Origin of the sequence: Silicimonas algicola (assembly GCF_003148765.1) — a bacterium.
Lineage (GTDB): Bacteria > Pseudomonadota > Alphaproteobacteria > Rhodobacterales > Rhodobacteraceae > Silicimonas > Silicimonas algicola.
The window spans coordinates 23,702-49,027 of the sequence record NZ_QGGV01000004.1; the positions used below are offsets into that span (position 1 = coordinate 23,702).

The window sequence follows — 25,326 nt, forward strand, 5'->3', positions numbered from 1 at the left end:
GGCGATGTCACCACCCGAGGCTCGGCGCGCTTTGACGCAGAGCCCCGAGCGATGCCTCAGGCGGCTTTGGCCGCCGGACCGAAGCGGCCATAGAAGGTCTGGCCGGAGTTGGCCATGTCGCGCAGAAGCTTCGGCGCCTCGAAGCGCGGACCGTGGTCGGCCAGGCTCTCGCAGATCTCCACCGCCCGCCCGGCGCCGATCATGTCGAGCCACGAGAACGGCCCGCCCGACCAGGGCGCGAAGCCCCAGCCAAGAATCGCGCCCACGTCGCCCTCGCGGATATCCTCGAGCACACCTTCTTCGAGGGCGCGCACCGCCTCCAGCACCTGCGCCATCATCAGGCGGTGCTGGACCGTCGACAGCTCCGGCTGCTCGTCCGCGACGGGATACCGGTCGCCGAGGCCCTGCCACAGCCCCGTCCGCTTGCCCGCCTCGTCATAGGCATAGAAGCCGGCCTTCGACTTTCGCCCCAGCCGGCCCTGGTCGGCCATCCAGAACAGCACCTCGTCCACTGCCGCGTCCGGATAGGCCTCGCCCATCCCTGCCCGCGTCGCCTTGGCGATCTTCACGCCAAGATCGATCGAGGTCTCGTCGACAAGCTGCAACGGCCCCACAGGAAAGCCCAGAAGCCGCGCCGCGTTGTCGACCAGCGCGGGCTCCACGCCCTCGCCCACCATGCGGATGCCCTCGTTGATATAGGGAATGATGCAGCGGTTGGCGTAGAAGAAGCGCGCGTCGTTCACCACGATCGGCGTCTTGCGGATCTGGCGGACGTAATCCAGCGCCTTCGCCACGGCTCGCTCGCCCGTCGCCTTGCCCTTGATGATCTCGACCAGCATCATCCTGTCGACCGGCGAGAAGAAGTGGATGCCGATGAACTGCTCGGGCCTGACGCTGGCCTTCGCCAGATCCGAGATCGGGAGGGTCGAGGTGTTGGTGGCGAAGATGCAGTCGTCACCGACGAGTGCCTCGACCTTCTTCGTCATCTCGGCCTTCACGCCCGGATCCTCGAAGACCGCCTCGACGATCAGGTCGCAACCCTTCAGAGCCTGAAGATCCGTCGTCGCTGTAATTCGGCCCAGAACCTCGGCTTTCTTCTCGTCCGTCACGCGGCGACGCTGAATGCCTTTGTCGAGGATACTTTCCGAGTAGGCCTTGCCCTTGTCCGCGGCATCCTGCGCCTGGTCGACCAGCACGACCTCGATCCCGGCATTCGCACTGACATAGGCGATCCCCGCCCCCATCATGCCCGCGCCCAGCACGCCGACCTTGGCCACCTTCTGATCGGGCACGTCGGGGCGGTTCGCGCCTTTCTCCAGCGCCTCCTTGTTGATGAAGAGAGACCGGATCATCGCGCTCGACGTCGGGTCCAGAAGAACGCTGGTGAACCACCGCGCCTCGATCCTCAGCGCCGTGTCGAAGGGCACCATCGCGCCCTCGTAGATCGCCGAGAGAAGTGCCTTGGCCGCCGGATAAACACCTTTGGTCTTGCCGTTGATCATCGCGTTCGCACCGACGAAGGTCATGAACCCCTGCGGGTGATACGGCTCTCCGCCGGGCATCTTGAAGCCCTTCTGGTCCCACGGCTTCACGATGTCCGCGTCCGACGCGCCCAGAACCCAAGCTTTCGCCTTCTCAAGAAGCTCGCCCGGTTCGACGACATCATCGACCAACTGAGCCGATTTCGCCTTCTTCGCGTCCAGCATCTTGCCTTCCAGCAGCACCGGAGCCGCCGCCATCGCGCCCACCATGCGCGAATAACGCGTCGTCCCGCCCGCGCCGGGGAACAGGCCCACGAGGATCTCGGGCAAGCCGATCCGACCCTTCGGCGTGTCGGCCATGAAGCGGCGGTGACACGCCAGGGCGATCTCGGTCCCGATCCCGGCGCAAAGACCGGATATCGCGCAGGCAATGGGCTTCCCGCCCTTGTTGGTCTTCGGGTCCATCCCCGCGCGCTCGATCTTCCGAAGGATGCGGTGTCCGTCCATGATGAAGTCGAAGATCGACTGCGCCGGGTCGTCCCCGCCCTCGGCCTTGACGTTCGCCAGCACCTTCAGGTCCATGCCGCCGGCAAAGCTGTCCTTGCCGCTGGTGATGACGATGCCCTTCACCGTCTCGTCTGCCAGCGCCTTGTCCAGAAACGACTCGACCAGCGCGAAGGCCTCGCGCGTCAGCACGTTCATCGACTTGCCGGGAACGTCCCAGGTGACGACCGCAACGCCGTCTTCGTGAAGGTCATAGGTGAAATCAGCCATGGGTCCGGCCTCCTGACACAGTGAATTGCTTGGGGGTCCGGTCGTCCCGGACGCTCAGTGGACGATCTTCTCGACGTCTTCCAGCGACAGCGGAGACGAAATGTATTCGATCATCTCGACCTCCAGCCGGTCCGGCCGCTCGAGAAGGAAATAGCGCACCACGCTGGTCGAAATGGCTTTGCCCTCGGCGTCGTACCCGAACGTCCGGCACAAGACCCGCATGCGGCCGTCCGAAGGCGTTTCCCGCGACTCGATGCGGATGCCGGCCGACACGACGCGGTTCTCGGTCAGGGCCTGACGGTAGCGGCTGACCACCCGCTCCAGCTCTGCTTCCTCCCGGACGACCACGACACCCGCCTTGGTGTAGACGACAAGCGGCACCGCGAAGCAGGACTTCAAGGTCTCCAGATCCATCGCCATGAAAGCCGCATTCACTCGTGACAGGAACCCGTCGGTGTGATCCTGCGTCACAATTTTCCCCGCCCGACGCGTTGACCGCGCCGATGATAGCCTGCCGCTCTCCAGGCAGGATGCAGACTAACCCTGTTGCACGCATTGGCAATACAATTGCGCTGTTACACACGTTCAACGATTGTCGCCGCACCCATCCCGCTGGCCACGCACAACGTGGCAAGCCCGGTCGACAGGTCGCGGCGCTCCATCTCGTCGAGAAGGATGCCGAGGATGATCGCGCCCGACGCCCCGAGGGGATGCCCCATGGCGATGGCGCCTCCGTTCACGTTGACCTTGTCGTGCGACACGCCGAAGGCCTGCATGAAGCGCAGAACCACGGCCGAGAACGCTTCATTTACCTCGAAGAGGTCGATGTCGCCGATCTCCATTCTGCTGCTGCGCAGGATCCTCTCGGTCGCGGGCACCGGACCCGTCAGCATGATCGTGGGATCGGTGCCGACCTTGGCCGTGGCCCGGATCCGCGCGCGGGGCTTCAGCCCATGCACCTCGCCGAACTCCTTGGACCCGATCAGCAACGCCGCAGCACCGTCCACGATGCCTGACGAGTTGCCGGCATGGTGGACGTGGTCGATCGCCTCGAGATGCGGGTACTTCATCAGCGCGACCGCGTCGAAGCCTGGCATGACTTCGCCCTGCTCCTTGAACGCGGGCTTCAGCGCGCCGAGCGCCTGCATGTCCGTGCCAGGGCGCATGTACTCGTCCGTCCCGAGGATCATCAGCCCGTTCCGGTCGCGGATCGGCACGACGGATCCGGCAAAGCGCTCGTCGGCCCAAGCGGCGGCGGCCCGCTTCTGACTTTCGACCGCATAGAGATCGACGTCGTCGCGCGAAAAACCGTACTGCGTCGCGATGATGTCGGCCGAGATGCCCTGCGGTACGAAATAGCTCGTCATCGCAACCGTGGGATCGACCGCTATCGCCGCGCCGTCCGAGCCCATGGGCACGCGGCTCATGCACTCGACGCCGCCCGCGATATAGCCCTCTCCCGCGCCGCCCTTGACCTGGTTCGCAGCGAGGTTCACCGCCTCCATGCCGCTGGCGCAGAAGCGGTTGATCGACAGACCCGGAATCCGCTCGTCCAGCTCGCTCGCAAGAACGGCGGTCCGCGCAAGGCAGCCGCCCTGCTCCTTGACCTGGGTGGCGTTGCCCCAGATCACGTCCTCGACCGCGTGGCCCTCGATCCCGTTCCGCGCCTTCAGGGCGTTGAGCATGTCGGCGGAAAGCTTGACCGGCGTGACCTCGTTCAGGCTGCCGTCGGTACGGCCCTTGCCGCGTGGCGAACGGATCGCGTCGTAGATATAGGCATCGCGCATCGGCCTTGTCTCCTCGGTCAGCTCTTCGCCGGCGGCCAGGCGCGCGGCATCAGGTCATAGGGATGTTTCCACCCGTCGAGCGCTTCGATCCGTCCGAGCCAGGCGTCGATCGCCGGCCAGTCGGCGCGGGTGAACCCGAAGGGCTCCGGATAGAAAAGGTAGCCACAGCAGGTGAGATCCGCATTGGTGACGCTGCGTCCGGCGATCCAGTCACGCTGCGTCAGCCGCTCCTCGAGAACCTTCAGCCCCGCAAGGCCACGGCCCTGCAGGAAACGGATGACTTCCGCCGGGCGCTTGTCCTCGGGAACGAAATTCAGCAGGAACCGCGCCGTGCCGAGCTGGCTCGAGAACTTGTGGTTGTCCCAGAGGATCCACCGCAGGATCTCGCGCTCCTCCTCCTTGCTCTCGCCTCCGAAACGGCCGGTCTTCTCCGACAGATATCCCTGGATCACACCGGACTGGGTCAGCCGCAGATCGCCGTCGACCAGCACCGGCGCCTCGCCCATCGCGTTGACGCTCTCGCGGTACGCGGGGCTTCGTGCGGCACCGTTGAAGAAATCGACGAACACAGGCTCCCAGTCCAGGCCCGACAGCTCCAGCGCCAAGGCCACCTTGTAGCTGTGCCCGCTCTCTCCGAAGCAATGAAGTTGGATGGTCATGTCGTGCGGCCTCCCCGGCGCTGTGTCTCTTTTGACGTCGGCCCATGCGTATTTAGAGCAAGATGAAGCCGCCAGCCTTAACTGCCCATTAACCCTGATCGCCGACCACTGGAGATGCGGTACAGGCTGGCGAGCCGATGACCGCGCAAGGTGAAGTCCTGCTGTCCCGGCCAGGTTTGAGCCCAGGGACGGCAGGCGACTTCAACTTGCCCTAAATACGCAACTCCACACTCACCGCTTCCGCGCCTCCAGCTCGGAATTGAAGAGCCTCAGGCGCGCGGTCAGGTTCTCGTGGTTCATCACGCTTGAGAAGTTCTCGAACAGGAACGACAGCGCCTCGCCTTCGTCCAGCCCCGCCTCCTGCGCGAATTTCTTGAGCCGGCGATAGCCGTCCTCGGTCATCGCGACCGGAAAACGGCGGGTCAGGCGCAGGCGTTTCGGCATCGGCTCTCCCCAGGGCGGGGATTGCCCCGCCTCGCTCAGAAGTTCGCCGCGTCGAGCGCCATGACAGTCTCGGCCCCGCTCGTGATCCGTGCGAGGTGCATCGCCGTCGCCGGAAGCTGGCGCGCCATGTAATAGCGGCCCGTCGCGATCTTGGTCCGGTAAAACTCCTCGTCCCCCGCGCCCGCGTCAAGCGACTCCTGCGCCGCCTTCGCCATCTTCGCCCACATGAGGCCCAGGCAGACATGTCCGAAAAGGTGCATGAAGTCGTAGGATCCCGACAGCGCGTTCAAGGGGTTCTTCACCCCCTCCTGCATGAAGTACATCGCCGCCGACTGAAGATCCTTCGACGCCGCCTTCAGCGGATCGAGGAACCCTTCCTTCAGCGCCGCGTCGACCTCGTTTTCCTTGACGAAGCCCTTCACCATCTCGAAGAACGCCATGATCGTCTTGCCGCCGTTCGACGGCAGCTTGCGGCCCACGAGGTCCAGCGACTGGATGCCGTTGGTGCCCTCGTAGATCATCGCGATCCGGGCATCGCGCACGAACTGCTCCAGCCCCCACTCCCGGGTGAAGCCCGACCCGCCCAGCGTCTGCTGCGCCAGCACCGTCGTCTCGAAACCCTTGTCGGTCAGGAAGCCCTTCATCACCGGGATCAGAAGCGAGATCATCGCCTCGGCCTCGGCGTCGCCCATGCGCTGCGAGCGGTCGATCATCTCGGCGCCCCAGTAGACCAGCGCGCGCCCGCCCTCGACGATCGACTTCTGGTCCATCAGGTTCCGCCGCACGTCGGGATGGACGATGATCGGATCGGCGGCCTTCTCGGGCGCCTGCGCTCCCGTCACGTCACGCCCCTGAAGCCTGTCGCGCGCGAAGCCGAGCGCATTCTGGTAAGCGACCTCGCCCTGAGTGTAGCCCTGCAGGGCCACCGACAGCCGCGCCTCGTTCATCATGGTGAACATGGCGCGCATCCCCTTGTGCGCCTCGCCCACAAGCCAGCCAGTCGCCCCGTCATAGTTCATCACGCAGGTGGCGTTGCCGTGGATGCCCATCTTCTCTTCCAGCCCGCCGCAGCTCACGCCGTTCCGGTCGCCCAGGCTGCCGTCCTCGTTGACGAGGAACTTCGGCACCACAAAGAGGCTGATGCCCTTGATGCCGTCCGGTCCCCCCGGGATCTTCGCCAGCACCAGGTGGACGATGTTGTCCGCCATGTCGTGCTCGCCGGCCGAGATCCAGATCTTCTGCCCGGTGATCCGGTACGACCCGTCCTCCTGCGGCTCGGCCTTGGTGCGGATCAGGCCAAGATCCGTCCCGCACTGCGGCTCGGTCAGGTTCATGGTGCCCGTCCACCGGCCTTCGTAGATTGGCGGAAGGTATGTCTCTTTCTGCTGGTCCGACCCGTGCGCGTACAGGGCGGACGCCGCTCCGTGCGACAGGCCCACATACATCTGGAACGCCATGTTCGCGGCCGAGAACAACTCGCCCGTCGCCGTGTTCAGAAGGTGCGGCATCCCCTGCCCGCCGTACCGGGTGTCGGCGTCGAGCCCCATCCAGCCGCCGTCCGCCATCTGCGTCCAGGCGTCCTTGAACCCCTCGGGCGTGCGGACCACGCCGTTCTCCAGCCTGCACCCCTGCCGGTCGCCGACGGCGTTCAGCGGTTGCAGCACGTTCGCCGCGATCTTGCCCGCCTCTTCCAGCACCGCTGACGTGAAGTCGCGATCCAGCTCATCGTAACCCGGGATGTCGCTGTCCGCGATCTTCAGCACGTCATGCAGGATGAACTGCTGATCCTTGATGGGCGGGGTAAAGGTCGGCATTCAGGTCGTCTCCCTTGGATGGTCAGGCGGCTCGCGTCGCCTGTGCGGCCTCGTCCATGCGGCCGCAGGTCTCGATCTCGGCGCTCAACTCGCCGATGACGGCATTCAGCTCGTCGCGCCGCGCGGTCAGCTCGTCCAGCTTCAGGCGGGCCACCTCGCGGGCGCGGGACTGCTGGTCGCAGCTCTGTCTCTCGGGGTCGTAGAGGTCGAGAAGCTGGCGAATTTCCTCGAGGCTGAAATTGTAGCGCTTGCCGCGCAGGATCAGCTTGAGACGGGCGCGGTCGCTGCGGGTGAAAAGGCGGCGCGTGCCTTGCCGAAGCGGCGAAAGAAGCTCTTTCGCCTCGTAGAACCGCAGCGTCCGGGGCGTCACGTCGAACGCCTCGCACATCTCGCGAATGGTCATATGGGTCTCGGTCATGAATCTGCTCCAGATTGCTGGCGGCGCTGACATGCTGTCCGAGACCCGTTCGTTCAATGAATGACTTAGGCTAACGCGAGGTAACGTAGCGTTACTGTAAAGGCAGAGAAATTATTGGAAACAGGGACGCGGCGTCACGGCAATTTTACCAAACGGTAAAAACACCGGCTCACGTCACGAGATGGATTTCTCGACGTCGTCGCGGGCCCGCCGCAGGTCCTCGATGACACGCTCCAGGGACTCGCGCTCGCCCTCCAGCGTCGCAAGCTGGCGGTCTGCGGCCTCGACGAAGGTGCGGTACTGCTCGCTGGTGCCGGCCTTGCCATAGATCTCCAGCCACTGCCGGATCTCCTCCAGCGAGAAGCCCCACTTCCGCCCGCGCAGGATCAGCGTCATCCGCGCCACCTCGCGCGGCGAATAGAACCGCGAGCGGCCTTCTTTCTCCGGCGCGATCAGCTCGATGTATTCGTAATACCGAAGCGTCCGCGGCGTCACGTCGAAGCGCGAGCACATGTCCTTGAAGGTAAGACGTTCAGACGGCACCCGGATCCTCCTGGCGGTGCAACCTAGTGCCTGCACCTATCCGGATCAATCGGCTTGCTCTCGCATCGGCGATGGTCCGTTATGCGGGGACCAAGGAGACCGCCCGTGACGGACGACTACGAAACCCGGAAGGACCGCGTGGCCCGCTTCATGCAGGCGCTGCCCCATTGCCGCGCCCTGAACATGACCCTGGTCGACATCGGCCCCGGAGAAGCGGTGATGTCGATGCCTTGGGACGAAAAGCTGGTCGGCGACCCCGCGACCGGCGTCATCCACGGCGGCGCAGTGTCCTCGCTGATGGATTCCTGCGGCGGCACGGCCGTTATGGTGCATCCCGACGGGCCCGGCGGCACGGCGACCCTCGATCTGCGGATCGACTATATGCGGCCCGCGACGCCCGGTCAGACGATCACGGCGCGCGCGACCTGCTATCACATCACCCGCACCGTGGCTTTCGTGCGCGCCGTCGCCACCGACGACGACACCGAGCGTCCCGTCGCCACCGCATCCGGCGCCTTCACGGTCACCGGCGCGGGGGCCTGAGCGATGCGGCCCCGTCCCGAACCCGTCCAGGTCGTCAAGCAGCGCCGCGACCGCGCGCTCAAGGCGCTGGTCGAGAACATCCCTTACGTCCGTTTCCTGAACATCCACTTCGAACGCCACGGCAACGAACTGACCGCCGTCCTCAACTTCCACGACGAGCTGATCGGCAATCCCGCCCTGCCCGCCATCCACGGCGGCGTGACGGCGGCCTTCCTCGAAACCTCGGCGCTGATCGGCCTTGCCTGGCAGAACCTGTGGGAGAAGATCGAAACCGGCGCCATCGACGCCGAGGCGCTGTCGGCCGAGACCTTGCCCCGGATGCCCAAGACCATCGACTTCACCGTCGACTACCTGCGCACGGGCCTGCCGCGCGATGCCTATGCCCGCGCCCGCGTCAACCGCTCGGGCCGCCGCTATGCCAGCGTCCACGTCGAGGCCTGGCAGGACGACGTGACCCGTCCCTTCGCGCAGGCGACCGGTCACTTCCTGATGCCCATGCCCTCACCGGGCTGACGCGACATGGCCGAGACGCGGCTGACGCACCGCCGGGTGCTGGCCATCGCCCTTCCCATCGTGCTCTCGAACGCCACCGTCCCGATCCTGGGCGCGGTCGACACCGGCGTCGTGGGACAGCTGGGCGAGGCCGCGCCCATCGGTGCGGTCGGCATCGGCGCGGTCGTGCTGTCGATGTTCTACTGGCTCTTCGGCTTCCTGCGCATGGGCACCTCGGGCATGGTCGCCCAGGCCCACGGCGCCGGAGACACCGCCGAGACAGGCGCGCTCCTGACGCGCTCGCTCCTCTTCGCCGTCGGGGCGGGCGTCACGCTCATCATCCTGCAAGTCCCCATCTTCGCCCTCGCCTTCTTCCTCGCGCCGGCCTCGGACGAGGTGGAAACCCTCGCCAGCGCCTATCTCGCCATCCGCATCTGGGGCGCGCCCGCGACGATTGCCCTTTATGCCGTCACCGGATGGCTGATCGCGCTCGAACGCACGCGCGGCGTCCTCGTCCTGCAACTCTGGATGAACGGCCTCAACATCGTGCTCGACCTGTGGTTCGTCCTCGGCCTCGGCTGGGGCGTCGAGGGCGTCGCGGTCGCCACGCTTATCGCCGAATGGACCGGCCTCGCCCTCGGCCTCTGGCTCTGCCGGGCGGCCTTCTCGGGCGACCAGTGGAAGGACTGGCCGCGCGTCTTCGACCGGGCCCGCATCCGCCGCATGGTCGGCGTGAACGGCGACATCATGGTGCGCTCGGTGGTCCTGCAGGCGGCTTTCACCAGCTTTCTGTTCCTCGGCGCGCGCCACGGCGACGCGACCCTCGCCGCGAACCAGGTGCTCCTCCAGTTCCTCGAGATCACCGCCTTCGCGATGGACGGCTTCGCCTTCGCCGCCGAGTCGCTCGTCGGCCAGGCCTATGGTGCGCGCTCGCGCCGCCGGGTGCGCGACGCCTCGATCCTGACCAGCCAGTGGGGCGTCGGCGGCGCGGTGGCGCTCGGCCTCCTCTTCTGGTTCGCCGGACCCGCTCTGATCGACCTCATGGCCAAGGCCCCCGAAGTGCGGATCGAGGCGCGAGACTTCCTGCCCTGGGCCGCCATCGCCCCTGTCATCGGGATCGCAAGCTGGATGTTCGACGGCATCTTCATCGGCGCGACCCGCACCCGCGACATGCGCAACGCCATGCTCCTGTCCGGCCTGATCTACCTCGTCGTGCTCGTTCCTCTGATCGCCGCCTTTGGCAACCACGGCCTCTGGGCCGCGCTCATGGTCCTGAACACCGCGCGCGGCCTGACCCTGTGGCGGGCCTATCCGGCGCTGGAACGCGCAGCCGAGACCTGAGCCTCACAGCCAGTCGTCGACCCGCGTGCCGACAGCGTCCGACACGTTGGCGAACCCGTCGTGCGCCAGCATCTCGTCCAGACCGCGCGCGATGCGCCGCGCCAGCGACAGCCCGCCATAGACCATCGCGGTGTAAAGCTGCACCGCACTCGCCCCGGCCCGGATCTTGGAATAGGCGTCCGCCGCACTCGACACGCCGCCGACCCCGATCAGCGGTAAGACGCCCCCCGTCTCGTGATAGAGCCTCGCCAGCACGCGCGTCGAAGGCCGGAACAGCGGTCGCCCCGACAACCCGCCCGCCTCGTTCCGGCGGCGCCCCACCAGCCCCTCGCGCGACAGCGTCGTGTTGGTCGCGATCACCCCCGCGACGCCGCTCTCCAGGGCGACCCCCGCGATGGCCGCGATCTCGGCGTCCGAAAGGTCCGGCGCGATCTTCAGGAACACCGGCACCTGCCCCGTCTCTGCCAGCACACCGGCCAGAAGCGCCCTCAGCGCCTCCGGCCCCTGAAGATCGCGCAGTTTCTCGGTGTTGGGCGAGGACACGTTGACCGTCGCGAAATCCACCACCGTCCGCGCGACCCGCATCACCGCCGCGAAATCCCGCGCGCGGTCCGCGCTGTCCTTGTTCGCCCCGATGTTCAGCCCAACGGGCACGCCCTCGGGCCGGTCCGCCAGACGTTCGGCGATGACCTCGATCCCGTCGTTGTTGAACCCGAAGCGGTTGATCGCCGCCCGATCCCGCCGCAGCCGGAACAGCCTCGGCCGCGGATTGCCCGGCTGCGGCCGGGGCGTCGCGGCCCCGACCTCGACGAACCCGAACCCCGCCCGCATCAAAGGCCCCACCGCCGTCGCGTTCTTGTCGAAGCCTGCGGCCAGACCTACCGGGTTCGGCAGCGCCAGCCCCGCCAGCGTGGTCGCCAGACGCGGCGACTCCACCGGCCCCGGCAACGGCGCGAACGGCGTCCGCAGCGCCGCAAGCGCCAAGCCATGCGCCCGCTCGGCGTCGAGCCGGTTCAGGACGCCGACGGCCAGCCGCTCGATCATCCGACCAGACCGTCGAACCGATGCCGCCCCTCCCGAAGCGGAAGGTCGTGAACGAACAGCACGTCGTCCATCGTCAGCGCGCGGTACAGATGCGGAAATAGCGCGCCGCCCCGCGACGGCTCCCATCTCAACTCCGCCCCCAGCGTCTCGGACTCGATCCCCAGCAGCTTCAGCCCGGTTTCGCCCGCGAAATGCTTCGCCGCCGTCTCCTCGACCTGCTCCGCCGTCGACATGTGGACATAGCCGTCCGCCACGTCGATCGGCGCGCCGTCGGTCTGACCGTCGCGGACGAAGGCCGCGTATTCCTCCGCGCGGAATATCTTGTAGATGATTGCCATGCCTGCCCACTTGCGCGGCACCGACTTCGTCCGTCCGACGAGTGACGCGGCGTCCGCCTGTCTCCCTTTTGACACCTAGGACGGATACCGGCAATCTCGACCGATATAAAACACCTCACAGGGGGATTCCCGAAATGATCAGCAAACTGCTTCTCGGCAGCGCGGCGCTCGCCGTCAGCGCCGGGGCGGCCATGGCCGACTTCAGCCTGACTATCCTGCATACCAACGACTTCCACGCCCGGTTCGAGCCGATCAACGCCTTCGACTCCGGCTGCGGCGCGGAAGATGCGGCCGAGGGCAAGTGCTTCGGCGGCTCGGCCCGCCTCGTCACCGGCATCGAGGCTGCGCGCGAGCGCGCGGGCAACACGCCCGTCCTTCTCGTGGATGGCGGCGACCAGTTCCAGGGCACGCTCTTCTACACGTACTACAAGGGCGCCCTCTCGGCCGAGATGATGAACAAGATGGGGTACGACGCGATGACCGTCGGCAACCACGAGTTCGACGACGGCCCCGAGGTCCTGAAGGACTTCATCGGCGCCATCGAGTTCCCGATCCTGATGTCGAACGCCGACGTGTCGGGCGAACCGCTCCTCGCGGACGCCATCCAGAAATCCACCGTGATCGAGAAGGGCGGCGAGAAGATCGGCCTCATCGGCCTGACGCCGCAGGACACCGACGAACTCGCCTCGCCCGGTCCCAACGTGATCTTCACCGATCCCGTCGGCGCCGTGCAGCAGGAGGTCGACAAGCTGACCGCCGAGGGCGTCAACAAGATCGTCGTCCTCAGCCACTCGGGCTATGGCGTCGACCAGCGCGTCGCCGAGGGCACCACGGGCGTCGACGTCATCGTCGGCGGCCACTCGAACACGCTCCTGTCTAACACCGTCGAAGGCGCGGTCGGGCCCTATCCGACCGTCACCAACGGAGTGCAGATCGTGCAGGCCTATGCCTACGGCAAGTACCTGGGCGAGCTGAACGTCACCTTCGACGACGACGGCAACGTGACCGAGGCGACCGGCGACCTCGTCGTCATGGACGCGAGCGTGGGCGAGGACGAGACGACCGTGGCGCGCATCGCCGAGGCAGCGGGACCCCTCGACGAGATCCGGAACAAGGTCGTGGCCACCACCACCGAGGCCATCGGCGGCGAGCGCGACGTCTGCCGCGCGAAGGAATGCCAGATGGGCTCGCTCATCGCCGACGCCATGCTCGATCGCGTCAAGGACCAGGGAGTTCAGATCGCGATCGCGAACGGCGGGGGCATCCGCGCCTCCATCGACGCGGGCGAGGTCACGATGGGCGAAGTTCTGACGGTCCTGCCGTTCCAGAACACCCTCTCGACCTTCCAGGTCACCGGAGCCACGGTCGTCGAGGCGCTCGAGAACGGCGTCAGCCAGATCGAGGAGGGCGCGGGCCGCTTCCCGCAGGTCGCCGGCATCACCTTCACCGTCGACCCGTCGGCGGAACCCGGCAGCCGCGTCTCCGAGGTCATGGTGGACGGCGCGCCGATCGAACCGGAAAAGGTCTACGGCGTCGTGTCGAACAACTACGTCCGCAACGGCGGCGACGGCTACAAGATGTTCGTCCAGGCCGAGAACGCCTACGACTTCGGCCCCGACCTGGCCGACGTCACCGCCGAATACATCGCGGCGCAGGGCGACTTCACGCCCTACACGGACGGGCGCATCACCGTGAAGGAGTGATCCTTCGCGCAAGAGAACAACGGGGGCCGCTGCCAGCGCAGCGGCCCTTTGCTTGAGGAGTTGGGCCCCCGCAATGCTGCGCTACGGCGAAAGGCAGCTTTGAGCACGGAGCAGGCTTGGAAAGAATTCAATCGGCGATGACTGCATCAACCTCGATCTCGACAAGCCATTCCGGATTCACGAACCGATTGATAGCCATGATCGTGTCGACTGGCCGAGAGTCTCGACAATACTCCTTGCGCGCCTCGACGGCGTCCTTCCAGTTATCAATGTCTGTCAAGATGACTCGCGTTCGAACGACATCGTGAAGTCCCGATCCCGCTTGTTCGAGCGCTGCCTTGATGATCTCAAAGCACTGCTTGGTCTGTGCGTACACGTCGCCAACTCCGACAGTCTTGCCGTTGGTATCGACGGGCGCTGTGCCGCCGACCGAGATGTAGGGTCCAACTCGGACCGCACGACTGAAGCCCACAATCTCCTCCATTGGGTTGCCATTGGAGATCAGTTGCCGCTGATGACCCATTTTTCCCTCCCCAAATGCTGAAGCCGACCTTACTCGAAATGGACTGAGGAGTCCCCTTCGTCCCGCAAAGCAGACCCTGAGCCCACCGAAACCCCACCCCAACCGCGCCAAAGGGCGAAGGCCCGTTCCCGCCCCCTGAACTCACCGCACCCTCCGGTAACCACCCTCCCGGTACCGATACCCGCACCGACGCGATACCGACGTGATACAGACGCAATACCGAAGCCCGTTTCCCGGCAAAACAAGGCCGTTAACCTGAATGTCCGAAAGGTTACGCTCTCAGGCGCGCCCCGCTGCGCTCGACAGCGACAGGGGATCGACGCCCAGCGTCTTGAGCGCCGCCGTCCACTTGCCCGGATCGTCGCGCCCGAACACGATGTCGGGCGTCGCGTCGCAGGTCAGCCATCCGTTCTGGAGGATCTCGGCCTCCAGTTGCCCCGGCCCCCACCCGGCATAGCCAAGCGCCAGAAGCGCCCTCTCGGGTCCCGCACCCCGCGCGATCTCCTCCAGCACGTCCAGCGTCGCGGTCATCCCGAAGGTGCCGCCGACCCGCAAAGTCGACGTGTTAGAGACGTAATCGCCCGAATGCAGCACGAACCCCCTGCCATTCTCGACAGGCCCCCCGAAATGCACCCGGATGTCCCGTTCCGGCGGCCCTGTGTCGATGTCGAGCTGCTGGAGAAGGTCCGCAAACCGCAGGTCCGGCGTAGGCTTGTTGACGATCAGCCCAAGCGCCCCGTCATCCGAATGGGCGCACACGAAGACGACGCTCTTCTCGAAACGCGGGTCGCCCATTCCGGGCATCGCGATCAGAAGCTTGCCGTCGAGCATATCGGTCGGGGCCGCGATCATGGCGGGAAACATGGGGCAATGGGCCGAGACCATCAAGTGCCGCCCCGCAACAGTCACGGGCCATTACCGGAATGTGATTTCCTTGAGCGCAACCCTGCGCCTAACTGTCGGCCATGATCCGCGCGCTTCTCATAGCCCTCTGCCTGCCTGCCGCAGCGGCCGCTCAAATCCCGTCCGAGCTGGCCCGTGCCGACCTCAACCTCGGCTGGCGCGAGGATGGCGTCCATGTCGCTGGCCTTCGCATCCGGATGCTGCCGGGGTGGAAGACCTACTGGCGCGCGCCGGGCGACTCCGGCATACCGCCCACCTTCAACTGGTCGGGGTCCGATAATCTCAAGGCGGTAAGGGTGCAGTACCCCGTCCCCGAGGTGTTTTACACCGACGGGATGCGCAGCTTCGGCTACCACGACGAGGTGACCTTTCCTCTCTGGATCGAGCCGCAGGACCCCTCTAGGCCCGTTACGTTGAAGGGCGAGATGGAGCTTGGCGTCTGCGACGATGTCTGCGTTCCCGTGACCCTGCGGATCGGCGGCGCCCTGCCGCCCGGCGGCCAACGCGGTCCCGACCTCTCCGCCGCGATCCAGGATCGGCCCGAGCGTGCGCACGGCCTGCGCTGCGACATTCTCCCCATCGAGGACGGCCTGCAGCTTTCGGTCGAACTCGACTCGCCCCGCCTCGGAACCGAGGACGTGGCGGTGGTCGAGACCAGCGATCCGACGATCTGGGTCTCCACACCCGAGGTCAGCCGCTCAGGCGGCCGGCTGCGGGCCGTGGTCGACATGGTCCCGCTCCAGGCGAAACCTTTCGCCCTTGCGCGGTCCGACGTCCGGCTGACCATCCTCGGCGGCGGTCGCGCGGTCGAAGCCCTCGGCTGCGACTAGACGCGCAAGCGCCGTCCGAAGCGCAGCGCGGCCACGGCCCAGACGACCAGACAGATTGCCCCGCTTCCCGCCACGAAGAGGCCAAGCGCCTGCCCGAGAGACATGTCTCCAAGTGCTGCGGGCAACGCGCCCTCTGCCAGGACAGGCAGCATCGTCACGGCGAACCAGGCCAGGATCGCAAGGCCCGCGACACCCACGGCAGTCCTCAGACCGGACGCCCTGTGGCCGCTCCGCGCCGCGCGGCGCAACGCCCGCACGTTGCGGCCAAGGTCGTGACCGATGGCGATGAGCGACGGCACCACCAGAAGCACAAGGACGAAGCCGAAGCCGAGTCCGTAGGTCAGCGTGATGACCGTCGGCTTCAGGAACAGCGCGTCCTTCGACGTCTCGTAGAGAAGCGGCGCAAGGCCAAGGACCGTCGTCGCAGTCGTCAGGAACACTGGCCTTAGACGGTCTGCCGCCCCGTCGACGATGGCGGGGAACAGGCCACGCTCCTCGGCGTACTCGTCGATCGTCGTCACCAGGACGATGGAGTCGTTGATGATGATCCCCACCATCCCGATCAGCCCGACGACCGAGAACATGGAAAGCGGCGTCTCCCAGATGTAATGCCCCCAGACCGCACCGACGAGGCCGAAGGGAATGATCGCCATGACCACGAGAGGCCGTGTCCAGGACGCGAAAACCCAGGCCAGCGTCAGGTAGATGCCTGCAAGGCACAGCACGAGGCCGGTCAGCGCATCGGACAGGAAGTCACGCTCGTCCTCGGCAAGGCCCGCCGTATAGGTCGAGATGCCGAAGTCCTCTTCGAGCGTCGGCAGAATCTCGTCGTTGATGATCGTCTGGATTTCCTGCGCCCGCTCCGGGTCGTCCTCGGACAGGTCGCCGTTGACGCTGACGACGCGAATTCCGTTCTCGCGCCGGACGGTCGAAAAGCCGGTCTGCCGGTCGACGGTGACAATGTCGGCGAGAGGGACATAGACGCCTTCTCCCGCCGCAGCACTGCCCGTGCGGATCAGCATGCGGTCAAGAAAATCCGATGTCAGCTCGCCCTCGGGCAGCTCCACGCGGATCGACGCGGATCGCGGGCCCACCGGATAGGTCGCCGCCTCGATGCCGTTCAGGCGCGCGCGCAGCAAGGTCCCCAGGTCGTCGATGGTCAGGCCAAGCGCCTGCCCCTGCGGCGTTAGCTGAAGAACCAGCTCCTCCTTGTCGTAGGCGAGCGAATCCTCCAGTGCCGAGACCTCGCCGAACCTCGACAGCCGCGTCTTTAGAGCCTCGGCCGCCTCCTTGAGCGTCGCCGAAGAGGCGCCCGACAGCTCGATGTCGATGGCGTCTCCGCCTGGCCCCGATCGCCCGCCCCGGAAGCTGATGGTCTCGAGAAGCGGATGCTGCGGCATGGCCTCCTGCAAGGCCTCGACGAAAGCGAAGCTGGAATAGGGCCGCAAATCCGCGTCGACCAGTTCGATCGAGATCGAACCGAGCTGATAGCTCTCCTTCGTTTCCTGACCCGACAGCCCCCGACCCGCGGACCCTCCGATCTCGGCAAGGGAATAGCGGATCGGGTTCTGGCCGTGCTCGGCCTCGTACGCGGCACCCACCTCTTCGACCGTCGCCTGCAATGTCCGCATGACCTCGATGGTGTCGGCCCGGGTCGCGCTGGGTACCATCGCGAAGTTGCCAGTCACCGACCCCTGCTCGGGCGCGTTGAAGAAGCGCCACTGCACGTCCCCGCGGATGAACAGCGTCATCTGGCTGGCGAGGACGAGGAACGACGCGGCCAGCACCGGGTAACGCGCCCACAGGACAAATCGCATGAAGGGACGGAACAGGCGCTCCCGGACCCACCTGAACCCCCGGTTCACCTGTCGGGACGGCCAGTCGTACCAGTGCGCCTGCGCGGTGTGGTGAAGCGCGTGGCGCATGTGGTGCGGCAGGATCAGGAAGCACTCGACCAGCGACGCGGTGAGAACGATGATGACGGTAAAGGGAATGTCGTCGATCAAGTCGCCGAAGCGTCCGCCGATAATCACGAGCCCGAAGAAGGCGATGACGGTGGTCAGCGTGGCAGAAAAGACCGGCATGAACATCCGCCGCGCCGCATTTTCTGCCGCCTCGGTCGGTCCTTCGCCCAGTCGCCGCGCACGGAAATCGGCATGTTCGCCCACGACGATGGCGTCATCGACCACGATGCCAAGCGTGATGATCAGCGCGAAGAGCGAGATCATGTTCAGCGTCATGCCGGCGGCGTACATGATTGCGATGGCGGCGGTCATCGAGACCGGAATGCCGGCCGCCACCCAGAGAGCCGTGCGCGCGTTCAGGAACAGGAACAGCAGGGCGACGACAAGGACCAGTCCCACCGCGCCGTTTTCCAGAAGGATGTTCAGCCGCGCTGTGATGGATTCCGCCAGGGTGCGGATCAGGTCGATCTCTACCCCCGTCGGAAGGGTCAGTTCCATCTCGTCCGCGACCGTCTCGACGATGCGCTGCATCCGGATCGCGTCGCCCGAAGCCGAGCGGTCGACACGGATCGAGATCGCAGGGTCATCGCCTACGAAGTAGGCCCTGTCGCGGTCGATGCCCTCGACCCGGACACGCGCGACGTCGCCGATGGTCAGCTGCGTCCCGTCGCTTTCGGACCGCAGGACGATGGCCTCGATCTGGTCCGCGCTTCGCTTGGCGACGCCGGTCCGCACGCGGGCCGCGCCGCTGACGTCGCCGGCGGGGTCGGCTGCGACTTCCGACTCAATGGCGTCCGAGATCTGCCGCATCGACACGTCGTGGCGGATCAGATCCAGCGTGGTCACTTCTACGATGGTCTCGGGAGCCGCAAGACCCTGGATGGACGTGCGTGTCACTCCCTCGGCGAACAGGCGCGTGACGAATTCGTCGGCGAAGTTGGCAAGCTGGTCGACGCCCACGGGACCCTTGATGATGACGTCGGTCACACGGTCGGTCCATCCGCCGCGCCGAAGCTCGGGCTCGTCCGCGTCCTCCGGCAGGTTCGTCACGGCATCGAGCGCGGTGGTGACATCCTCTTGCGCCTGGTTCATGTCCCAGCCCGGCTCGAACTCGAGGCCGATGGACGCGCTGCCTTCTCGCGCCCGCGAAGAGGTGGACGTCACGCCCTCTATCGCCTGAAGCGTCGGCGCCAGCACCTCGATGATCGCCGTGTCGACGTCCTCGGCCCCGGCGCCGTCCCACGATACGCTGATGTCGATGTCGTCGATGACGATGTCCGGAAAGAACTGCGCCCGCATCTTGGGCACGGCGTAAAGGCCCGCGCAGATGAGGAGCAGCAGGAGAAGGTTCGCCGCCGTGCGGTGACGGGTGAAGTAGGACAGGATGCCCCCCGCTGTCTTGCCGAGATCACGCGCCATGCCTAGCCACCCATCCGGCTCTCGATGCGCTCGACGACACGGACGGGCACCATTTCCTCGCGAAGCTGGGCGAGAACCCGCTGCTTGGCGTCGTCAGGCATCCCGGTGTTGGCCTCGACGAAGGCGACGAGGCGGGCGCGCCGTTCGGGGTCGAGGGACAGAAGCTCGGGCACCTCCTCGGAGGCGACCTCGGCCCCCGGACGGACCGGGCGCACCTTGATGCCCGCACCCAAAAGCGGGGTCCGTTCGGCCACGATCTCGCGGCCATCCAGGTCTGGGGCGCGCACGATCACGTCGTCTCCCTCGCGCCGAAGGACCTCGACCGAAGCGCTTTGCAGACGATCTTCTTCGCTGATGGCAAGCACGGTGCCCCCTGCGTCCACCGCCGTCGCGGGAAGGCGCGCCACGCCGTCCAGAGGGGGTTCGACGATGGTCACCGCGACAAAATCGCCGGGCCGCATTCCGGGCGCGCTGTCGAGACGCGCGAAAAGCAGACGTCCGGTCTGTCCTTCGCCCACTGCCGCGCTTTCGCGGCTGATGATGCCGCTGGCGGTCAGATCCACACCAAAGATGTCGACCGAGGCCGTCACCTCGGCGCCGATCACCCCGCCACCGTTCGCCACAAAGCGGGTGTATTGCGATGTCGAGATGCGGAAGGCGACTTCGAGCGCGTCGGGATCGATAAGCTGCGCCAGGCTCTCTCCAGACGAGACCAGGCGCCCTTCAGCGACATCGACTTCCGACAGGACGCCCGAGAACTCGGCCTCGATCTCGGTATCCGCCAGGCGCCGCCCTGCTTCGGCCACGGCGATCTGCCGCCGCTCACGAGCGATGCGCGCCGCATCAATCCGCGCTTCAGCCGTCGCCTGCGCCTGACGGCGCGACAGAACCGACTGCTGGGCCGAGGAAAGCGCCAGTTCGGCCGTCTCGACCGCTGCGGTGGATCCCACGCCGCGATCCAGCAGGTCCTGCTGGCGCGACAGGGCGCTTGCACGCAGCCGCACCTGGTCCTCGGCCGACGCAATCTCGTCGGCTGCAAGCCCAAGCGCACGCTCCGCGTCCCTCAGATCGGCCTCGGCCTCGGAAAGATCGGCCCGGGCGGTGTCGAGCGCCGATTGCGCGTCCGACGGGTCGATGCGAACGAGCACCTCCCCCGCCTCGACCTCGCCGCCCTCCTCGAACTTGTCCGACAACCAGATCACAGGTCCGGACGCGCTCGCCCGCAACTCGAGCGTCCGGCGCGACCGCACTTCGCCGAAGGTCGACAGGACCGGATTGATCGTCTCGGGCGAGACGGTCACGACGTTCGCCGCAAAAATCCTCTCGCGAGCCGGCCGCGCTTCGGGTTCGTCCGACCAGCTCGCCACGAGGGCCGACCAGACCATGGACCCCGAATAGGTCAGAAGACCCAGCGTCGCCGCGAGGAGGAACAGACCGACAAGAGAGCGTCTCAGGAATTTCACGTCCGTTACCCCGGATGACAGGAACGCCGCATCATGCAGTCCTTTCAGCGGTTTCGCAAAAGGACACAGGTAAAACGTGCGCGAGCGTCACTTCCGTCGCAGGTGTTCGTCCAAACGCGGCATGATCTCGACGAAATTGCAGGGCCGGTGCCTGAAATCCAGCTGGAAGCCCAGGATTTCATCCCAGGCGTCCCTGCAAGCGCCCGGACTTCCGGGCAGCGCAAAAAGGTACGTACCCTGCGAAACGCCGCCACAGGCACGGCTCTGGACAGCGCTGGTGCCTATCTTGGCCATGGAGACGTGGGTGAAGACCGTGCCGAAGGCTTCGATCTCCTTCTCGTAGACGTCGCGATGCGCCTCGACCGTCACGTCGCGTCCCGTCAGCCCGGTCCCGCCCGTCGAGAGGATGACGTCGATGCCATCGTTCGCGCACCAGTCGCGCAGCTTCGCCGAAATTAGGTCCCGATCGTCCGTGACGATGTCGCGCGCGGCCAGAACATGTCCCGCCTCGGTCAGCCGCTGGACCAGCGTGTCGCCCGACCGGTCGTCCGAAAGGCCGCGCGTGTCCGAAACGGTCAGGATCGCGATCCGGACCCGGATGAACTCTCTCGTCTCGTCGATGCGACTCATGCCCGCCGCCCTTCCAGCGCCAGCCTGACGGCAAGCCCGCCGAAGACCGTCGCGGTCACGATGCGAAGAATGCGTTCGATCCGCGCATCGCGCGCCATATGCCGTCCGATGCCGCCCGCAAAGACGCCGACGAGACCGTTCACGACGAACCCGCCCGCGGCAATGACCGTGCCGAGGACAAGAAACTGCGCAAGGACAGGCCGCGCGGGGTCGACGAACTGTGGCACGAAGGCGAGGATGAAGAGGATGACCTTGGGGTTCGTCAGGTTGACGACCAGCCCGTCTCGGAACGCCCGCGACGGCCGGACCGCTGGCCCGCCTCCCGCGCCGAGAGGCGACCGCAGCGTCCTCCACACGAGCCACAGAAGATAGGCGACACCCGCGTATCTTATGGCGTCGAACGCCGCCGGGTGTGCGGCGACAAGCGCGCCCAGACCGAGACCCGCAAGCGTGACGTGGACTATCGCGCCGGTCGAGATACCCGCCGATGCGGCCAGAGCCGGCACGGGTCCGCCGCGTGTCCCTTGCGCGAGGCAGAACAGCATGTCGGCCCCCGGTGTCAGGTTGAGCGCCAACGCCGCGGGAAGGAAGGCAAGGAGAAGGATCGGGTCGATCATGTGCGCAACCTCGCCTTGAGCGACAGGAGATCCGCCCAGGCCTCGCGCTTCGCCTCGGGGGTGCGCAGAAGGTAGGACGGATGAAACATGGGCAGAACGGGTCGACCGAAGGCCGTCGTCCAGTTGCCGCGCAGACGCGTGATGCCGCGCTGGCCCAGAAGCGCCATGCAGGCATGATTGCCGCTGGCGACGATCAGCTCCGGATCGGCCAATTCGACGTGACGCTCGAGGAACGGCAGCATCATCGCCATCTCCTCCGGCAGCGGGTCGCGGTTCTGCGGCGGCCGCCACGGCAGCACGTTGGTGATGTACAGCGCGCGCTCGGTATCAGGTGACGACCGCAACAGGCCGATTTGCCGGAACATCAGATCTAGAAGCTGACCCGCGGGGCCAACGAAGGGCTTGCCCTGAAGGTCCTCCTCGCGCCCAGGCGCCTCACCCACGATCATCACGCGCGCTCCGGGAACGCCGTCCGCGAAGACAAGCTGCCGCGCTCCGCGCTTCAGCTCGCAGTGGTCGTAGGCCTCCATGGCGGCACGAAGAGCGTCGAGGTCCGGGGCCGCCGCGGCCATGTCGCGCGACACGGCGACGGCATCGACGTCGAGCAGCGTCGACATGGCCATCGGCGACTGCGCAAGCGATGGCTTGGCCTCGGGCGGGTCCGAGACCACGACCGTGCGATCCACAGGCGCATCAAGGATCGACTCGTCCGCACCGCAGGCGATCTGCCATTCGAGGGCTGCTTTCATCTCCCAGAATCCCATGGCGCCACGCTATTCGCGGGCCGGGATCAGGGCAATGGGGCCTCAGTCGGCAGCGACACCGAGGATGAACCCGATCACCTTGTCCGCAGGCATTTCGCATGGCTTCAGAAGGGCGGTTCCGTCGGCGAGGCGGTAGAGGTTCAGGCTGACGTAATCGTTGCCCCCCAGTTCCTCGGCCACCAGCTTTTGCGACCGTCCCGTGACCATGACGGTCTTGGTGATCCTGTACCGGCGCCCCCCATAGCTGCCACCGTATGCTCCGGTCGGCAGCGCGTCGAACGCTCTAATAAACGCAGGCGTCGCCTTCACTTCCTGCCGATCCTCGGCTCGGTTCCGTCACGCAGTCGGGTGATGTTCCCCCGATGACGCCAGATGAGGATGACCGAGAGAACGATCAGCAGGACGACCTTGTCGCCGTGGCCGAGAAGCGCCGCCCCCATTGGGGTCGCCACAGCCGCGACGATGGCGGCAAGCGACGACAGACGAGACACGACGGCCGTCACGAGCCAGGTCACAGCCGCGACAAGGCCGACCACCGGCGACAGCGCGACGAGGATGCCCAGAAGTGTCGCCACGCCCTTGCCGCCCTTGAACGTCAGGTAAAGCGGCCAGACGTGCCCGGCGAAGGCGCCAAGCGCGGCAAGCTGGGCTGCATCCTCACCCCCCAACTCGCGGGCGAGAAGGACGGCGACCGTGCCTTTGAGAGCGTCGAGGAGAAGCGTGAGAAGGGCGGCGGCCTTCGATCCGGAGCGAAGAACGTTCGTGGCGCCGATGTTCCCCGATCCGATGGTCCGCGGGTCCGCCAGGCCGAACAGCCGCGACAAGACGACCCCGAAGGGCACCGATCCCAGAAGGTACGCCCCGACACCGATCGCGATCAGGATGCCGAGCGGTGTGACCAGTTCAGGCATGTCCCCATCTCCCGCCGGCCGGAGCATAGAATCGCGCTTGCGATTGGCAAGGCGTTTGAGGGTCAGGCTTTGTCGTGACGATAGACCTGCGTCCCCGCGACCCAGGTGCCGATGATGCGGCCTTGCATCCGCGCCTCGTCGAAGGGCGTGTTCTTCGACTTCGACCTCAGCGCGAAGCGGTCGAGGATGAAGGGAACGTCGGGATCGAAAAGCACCAGATCCGCTGGAGCCCCGGCCGACAGCCGTCCACAGTCGAGACCGAGACGCCGCGCCGGATTCAGGGACAGCGCGCGCCACAGGGTCGGCAGGTCCAGGTGACCGCCATGCACGAGGCGCATCGACGCCGGAAGCAGAGTCTCGAGCCCGATGGCGCCCGAGGCGGCTTCCTCGAACGGAAGGCGCTTCGACTCCTCGTCCTGCGGCGTGTGCATCGAGGAAATGACGTCGATCAGACCCGAGGCGACCGCTTCGACGGCCGCCAGCCTGTCGTCCTCGGACCGAAGCGGCGGCTTGACCTTGAAGAAGGTGCGATAGTCGCCGACGTCGAATTCGTTCAGCGTCAGGTGATGGATCGACACGCCCGCCGTGATGTCGAGGTCCGCTTCCTTGGCGCGCGCCAGCCGCCGCAGGGCGCGCGCCGTCGTAACCTGGTCGGCGTGGTAACGTGCCCCGGTCATCTCGACGATGGCGATGTCCCGGTCCAGACCCATCCTCTCGGCCATGGGCGAGACCGAGGGCAGCCCCTTCAGCGCTGCGAACTTCCCGCTCGTCGCCGACGCGCCATCCGACAGGATCGGCTCCTGCGGGTGGCCCACGACCAGCGCACCGAGAGAGGCGGCATATGTGAGGCAGCGCGAAAACACCTTGGTGTTCGTGACCACATGATCGCAGTCGGTGAAAGCCACGGCGCCGGCGTCGAGAAGAAAGCTGATCTCGGCCATCTCGCGCCCCTCGCGGCCGCGCGTCAGTGCCGCCATCGGAAGCACCCGGACCGGCGCGGCTTCGTTCGCGCGGCGGCGCACGAATTCCAATGTCTCGGGCGTGTCAATTGCGGGGATCGTATCGGGTCTGGTGACAATCGTTGTCACGCCCCCCGCCGCGGCGGCGAGACCGGCCGACCGGAAGCTCTCCTTGTGGCGTTCGCCGGGTTCGCTGACCTTCACGCCGATGTCGACGATGCCTGGGGCCAAGCAGCGGCCGCTGCAATCTACGGTCTGGGCGCCGTCCAGACCCTCGGGGCCGACGATCTTTCCGCCCCGGACGCCAAGCTCTCCCAACCGCTCCGTGCCCGTCTCGGGGTCGATGAGGCGCGCGTTGCGAAACAGGATCGGGGTCATGCCCCTTCAGGTGTCAGATGACGACGTAAAGCACAAGTGCGGCGGCGATCAGCAGCGCGCCAAGCGCGATGACCCAAGAACTCATGCGCTGTCGCGGCTCAGGGTCGATCCGCGTCTCGCGAGGCTCGATGTAGTCCTCCGCCTCGGCAGGCGCCATGCGCTGCGGCGGCTCGGGATCGGGTTCTCGGAAGCTGCCTACGAACCTCAGGCCGGGGTTGGGTTCGAGAACCTGCGTCCGTCCTTCGAACGCGGATGAGGGGATCAGGATGACAAGCCCCGACAGTGCGTCGAGCGCGGCCGCCTTTCCCGAAAGCGCCTCACGCGGGACGCCGTAGCCTTCCTGCAGGTAGGACGACAGGCCAAGCCCCTCTATCACCGACGACGGAAAGACCTCGACCTTTTCGGCATCGAGCGTCACGTCCGGACCCAGAAGCCGCTGAAGATTGCCCGGCGTGATGGCCGCGTCGCCTTCCGGCTCGAGGTCCGTGGTGAACACGCGCACGACGCCGCGTTCGCCTGTCGGGATCGTGAAGGGATCGCTCGTCATGTCATCACCTCTTTGCCGCGGGACGTCAGCCGGTCAA

26 protein-coding genes are annotated in these 25,326 nt (G+C 66.3%); 5 read left to right on the forward strand and 21 right to left on the reverse strand.

The window, feature by feature from the left end:
- Positions 1-56: 56 nt before the first annotated feature.
- The 8 genes from C8D95_RS10010 to C8D95_RS10045 all read right to left on the reverse strand — a co-directional run bounded on the left by C8D95_RS10010 (position 57) and on the right by C8D95_RS10045 (position 7,920).
- The gene (locus tag C8D95_RS10010) at positions 57-2,255 is read right to left on the reverse strand and encodes a 3-hydroxyacyl-CoA dehydrogenase NAD-binding domain-containing protein (protein WP_109759049.1); all 2,199 of its coding nucleotides are present in this window, start codon (positions 2,253-2,255) and stop codon (positions 57-59) included.
- Between the two features lie 54 nt (positions 2,256-2,309).
- Positions 2,310-2,675, reverse strand: a complete 366-nt coding sequence (locus C8D95_RS10015; RefSeq protein ID WP_164721774.1) for a hypothetical protein — start codon at positions 2,673-2,675, stop codon at positions 2,310-2,312.
- Positions 2,676-2,830: 155 nt separating this feature from the next.
- Positions 2,831-4,042, reverse strand: a complete 1,212-nt coding sequence (locus tag C8D95_RS10020) for an acetyl-CoA C-acetyltransferase (protein ID WP_109759051.1) — start codon at positions 4,040-4,042, stop codon at positions 2,831-2,833.
- Positions 4,043-4,059: 17 nt separating this feature from the next.
- Complete coding sequence (locus C8D95_RS10025) at positions 4,060-4,701, reverse strand: glutathione S-transferase family protein (RefSeq protein WP_109759052.1); 642 nt, start codon at positions 4,699-4,701, stop codon at positions 4,060-4,062.
- Between the two features lie 231 nt (positions 4,702-4,932).
- A complete protein-coding gene (locus tag C8D95_RS10030) occupies positions 4,933-5,145 on the reverse strand; it encodes a hypothetical protein (protein ID WP_109759053.1) in 213 nt (70 codons plus the stop codon).
- Positions 5,146-5,180: 35 nt separating this feature from the next.
- Positions 5,181-6,959, reverse strand: coding sequence for an acyl-CoA dehydrogenase C-terminal domain-containing protein (locus C8D95_RS10035; RefSeq protein WP_109759054.1), 1,779 nt, complete (start codon positions 6,957-6,959; stop codon positions 5,181-5,183).
- Positions 6,960-6,981: 22 nt separating this feature from the next.
- Positions 6,982-7,377, reverse strand: coding sequence for a MerR family transcriptional regulator (locus C8D95_RS10040; protein WP_109759055.1), 396 nt, complete (start codon positions 7,375-7,377; stop codon positions 6,982-6,984).
- Between the two features lie 174 nt (positions 7,378-7,551).
- Positions 7,552-7,920, reverse strand: a complete 369-nt coding sequence (locus C8D95_RS10045) for a MerR family transcriptional regulator (RefSeq protein WP_109759056.1) — start codon at positions 7,918-7,920, stop codon at positions 7,552-7,554.
- Positions 7,921-8,070: 150 nt separating this feature from the next.
- Between C8D95_RS10045 and C8D95_RS10050 the strand changes: the two genes are divergently transcribed.
- The 3 genes from C8D95_RS10050 to C8D95_RS10060 are packed head-to-tail and all read left to right on the forward strand — an operon-like array spanning position 8,071 to position 10,296.
- Positions 8,071-8,463 carry a PaaI family thioesterase gene (locus C8D95_RS10050; RefSeq protein WP_241239923.1) on the forward strand — a complete coding sequence of 131 codons (393 nt, stop codon included), beginning with the start codon at positions 8,071-8,073 and terminating at the stop codon, positions 8,461-8,463.
- Positions 8,464-8,466: 3 nt separating this feature from the next.
- Positions 8,467-8,976, forward strand: coding sequence for a PaaI family thioesterase (locus C8D95_RS10055; RefSeq protein WP_109759058.1), 510 nt, complete (start codon positions 8,467-8,469; stop codon positions 8,974-8,976).
- A 6-nt stretch (positions 8,977-8,982) separates the two neighbouring features.
- Complete coding sequence (locus tag C8D95_RS10060; protein ID WP_109759059.1) at positions 8,983-10,296, forward strand: MATE family efflux transporter; 1,314 nt, start codon at positions 8,983-8,985, stop codon at positions 10,294-10,296.
- 3 nt (positions 10,297-10,299) lie between these two features.
- Here the strand turns inward: C8D95_RS10060 and C8D95_RS10065 are convergent, their stop codons facing one another.
- Entirely contained in the window at positions 10,300-11,340 is a 1,041-nt protein-coding gene (locus C8D95_RS10065) for a quinone-dependent dihydroorotate dehydrogenase (protein WP_109759060.1), read from the reverse strand.
- Complete coding sequence (locus tag C8D95_RS10070; protein ID WP_109759061.1) at positions 11,337-11,678, reverse strand: DUF952 domain-containing protein; 342 nt, start codon at positions 11,676-11,678, stop codon at positions 11,337-11,339. The genes C8D95_RS10065 and C8D95_RS10070 overlap by 4 nt, the downstream gene beginning before the upstream one ends.
- A gap of 134 nt (positions 11,679-11,812) precedes the next feature.
- Here C8D95_RS10070 and C8D95_RS10075 point away from each other — a divergent pair, with 134 nt between their 5' ends.
- Positions 11,813-13,381 (forward strand): bifunctional metallophosphatase/5'-nucleotidase, encoded by a 1,569-nt coding sequence (locus C8D95_RS10075; RefSeq protein ID WP_109759062.1) that lies wholly within the window; start codon positions 11,813-11,815, stop codon positions 13,379-13,381.
- A gap of 127 nt (positions 13,382-13,508) precedes the next feature.
- Here C8D95_RS10075 and C8D95_RS10080 read toward each other — a convergent pair whose 3' ends face one another.
- Together C8D95_RS10080 and C8D95_RS10085 are read right to left on the reverse strand one after the other, a co-directional pair.
- Entirely contained in the window at positions 13,509-13,904 is a 396-nt protein-coding gene (locus C8D95_RS10080) for a RidA family protein (protein WP_164721775.1), read from the reverse strand.
- Positions 13,905-14,183: 279 nt separating this feature from the next.
- On the reverse strand, positions 14,184-14,756 hold the full coding sequence (locus tag C8D95_RS10085) for a YqgE/AlgH family protein (RefSeq protein ID WP_241239750.1): 573 nt from the start codon (positions 14,754-14,756) through the stop codon (positions 14,184-14,186).
- 113 nt (positions 14,757-14,869) lie between these two features.
- Between C8D95_RS10085 and C8D95_RS10090 the strand changes: the two genes are divergently transcribed.
- Positions 14,870-15,637, forward strand: a complete 768-nt coding sequence (locus tag C8D95_RS10090) for a protein-disulfide reductase DsbD domain-containing protein (protein WP_109759063.1) — start codon at positions 14,870-14,872, stop codon at positions 15,635-15,637.
- Here C8D95_RS10090 and C8D95_RS10095 read toward each other — a convergent pair.
- The 9 genes from C8D95_RS10095 to C8D95_RS10135 all read right to left on the reverse strand — a co-directional run bounded on the left by C8D95_RS10095 (position 15,634) and on the right by C8D95_RS10135 (position 25,289).
- Positions 15,634-19,020 carry an efflux RND transporter permease subunit gene (locus tag C8D95_RS10095; RefSeq protein WP_109759064.1) on the reverse strand — a complete coding sequence of 1,129 codons (3,387 nt, stop codon included), beginning with the start codon at positions 19,018-19,020 and terminating at the stop codon, positions 15,634-15,636. The two genes, C8D95_RS10090 and C8D95_RS10095, sit on opposite strands and share 4 nt — an antisense overlap.
- 2 nt (positions 19,021-19,022) lie before the next feature.
- The gene (locus C8D95_RS10100; protein WP_109759065.1) at positions 19,023-20,483 is read right to left on the reverse strand and encodes an efflux RND transporter periplasmic adaptor subunit; all 1,461 of its coding nucleotides are present in this window, start codon (positions 20,481-20,483) and stop codon (positions 19,023-19,025) included.
- Positions 20,484-20,570: 87 nt separating this feature from the next.
- Positions 20,571-21,113 carry a molybdenum cofactor biosynthesis protein B gene (moaB, locus tag C8D95_RS10105; RefSeq protein WP_109759066.1) on the reverse strand — a complete coding sequence of 181 codons (543 nt, stop codon included), beginning with the start codon at positions 21,111-21,113 and terminating at the stop codon, positions 20,571-20,573.
- The gene (locus C8D95_RS10110; RefSeq protein ID WP_109759067.1) at positions 21,110-21,730 is read right to left on the reverse strand and encodes a LysE family translocator; all 621 of its coding nucleotides are present in this window, start codon (positions 21,728-21,730) and stop codon (positions 21,110-21,112) included. Before C8D95_RS10110 ends, moaB begins: the two co-directional genes overlap by 4 nt.
- Positions 21,727-22,494: a uracil-DNA glycosylase gene (locus C8D95_RS10115; protein ID WP_109759068.1), complete on the reverse strand. Its 768-nt coding sequence runs from the start codon at positions 22,492-22,494 to the stop codon at positions 21,727-21,729. Before C8D95_RS10115 ends, C8D95_RS10110 begins: the two co-directional genes overlap by 4 nt.
- Before the next feature lie 42 nt (positions 22,495-22,536).
- Positions 22,537-22,803, reverse strand: coding sequence for a hypothetical protein (locus tag C8D95_RS10120; RefSeq protein ID WP_241239751.1), 267 nt, complete (start codon positions 22,801-22,803; stop codon positions 22,537-22,539).
- A complete protein-coding gene (gene plsY / locus C8D95_RS10125) occupies positions 22,800-23,405 on the reverse strand; it encodes a glycerol-3-phosphate 1-O-acyltransferase PlsY (RefSeq protein ID WP_109759069.1) in 606 nt (201 codons plus the stop codon). The genes C8D95_RS10120 and plsY overlap by 4 nt, the downstream gene beginning before the upstream one ends.
- A gap of 62 nt (positions 23,406-23,467) precedes the next feature.
- The gene (gene pyrC, locus C8D95_RS10130; RefSeq protein ID WP_109759070.1) at positions 23,468-24,742 is read right to left on the reverse strand and encodes a dihydroorotase; all 1,275 of its coding nucleotides are present in this window, start codon (positions 24,740-24,742) and stop codon (positions 23,468-23,470) included.
- Positions 24,743-24,755: 13 nt separating this feature from the next.
- Complete coding sequence (locus C8D95_RS10135; RefSeq protein ID WP_109759071.1) at positions 24,756-25,289, reverse strand: hypothetical protein; 534 nt, start codon at positions 25,287-25,289, stop codon at positions 24,756-24,758.
- Between the last annotated feature and the right edge of the window lie 37 nt (positions 25,290-25,326).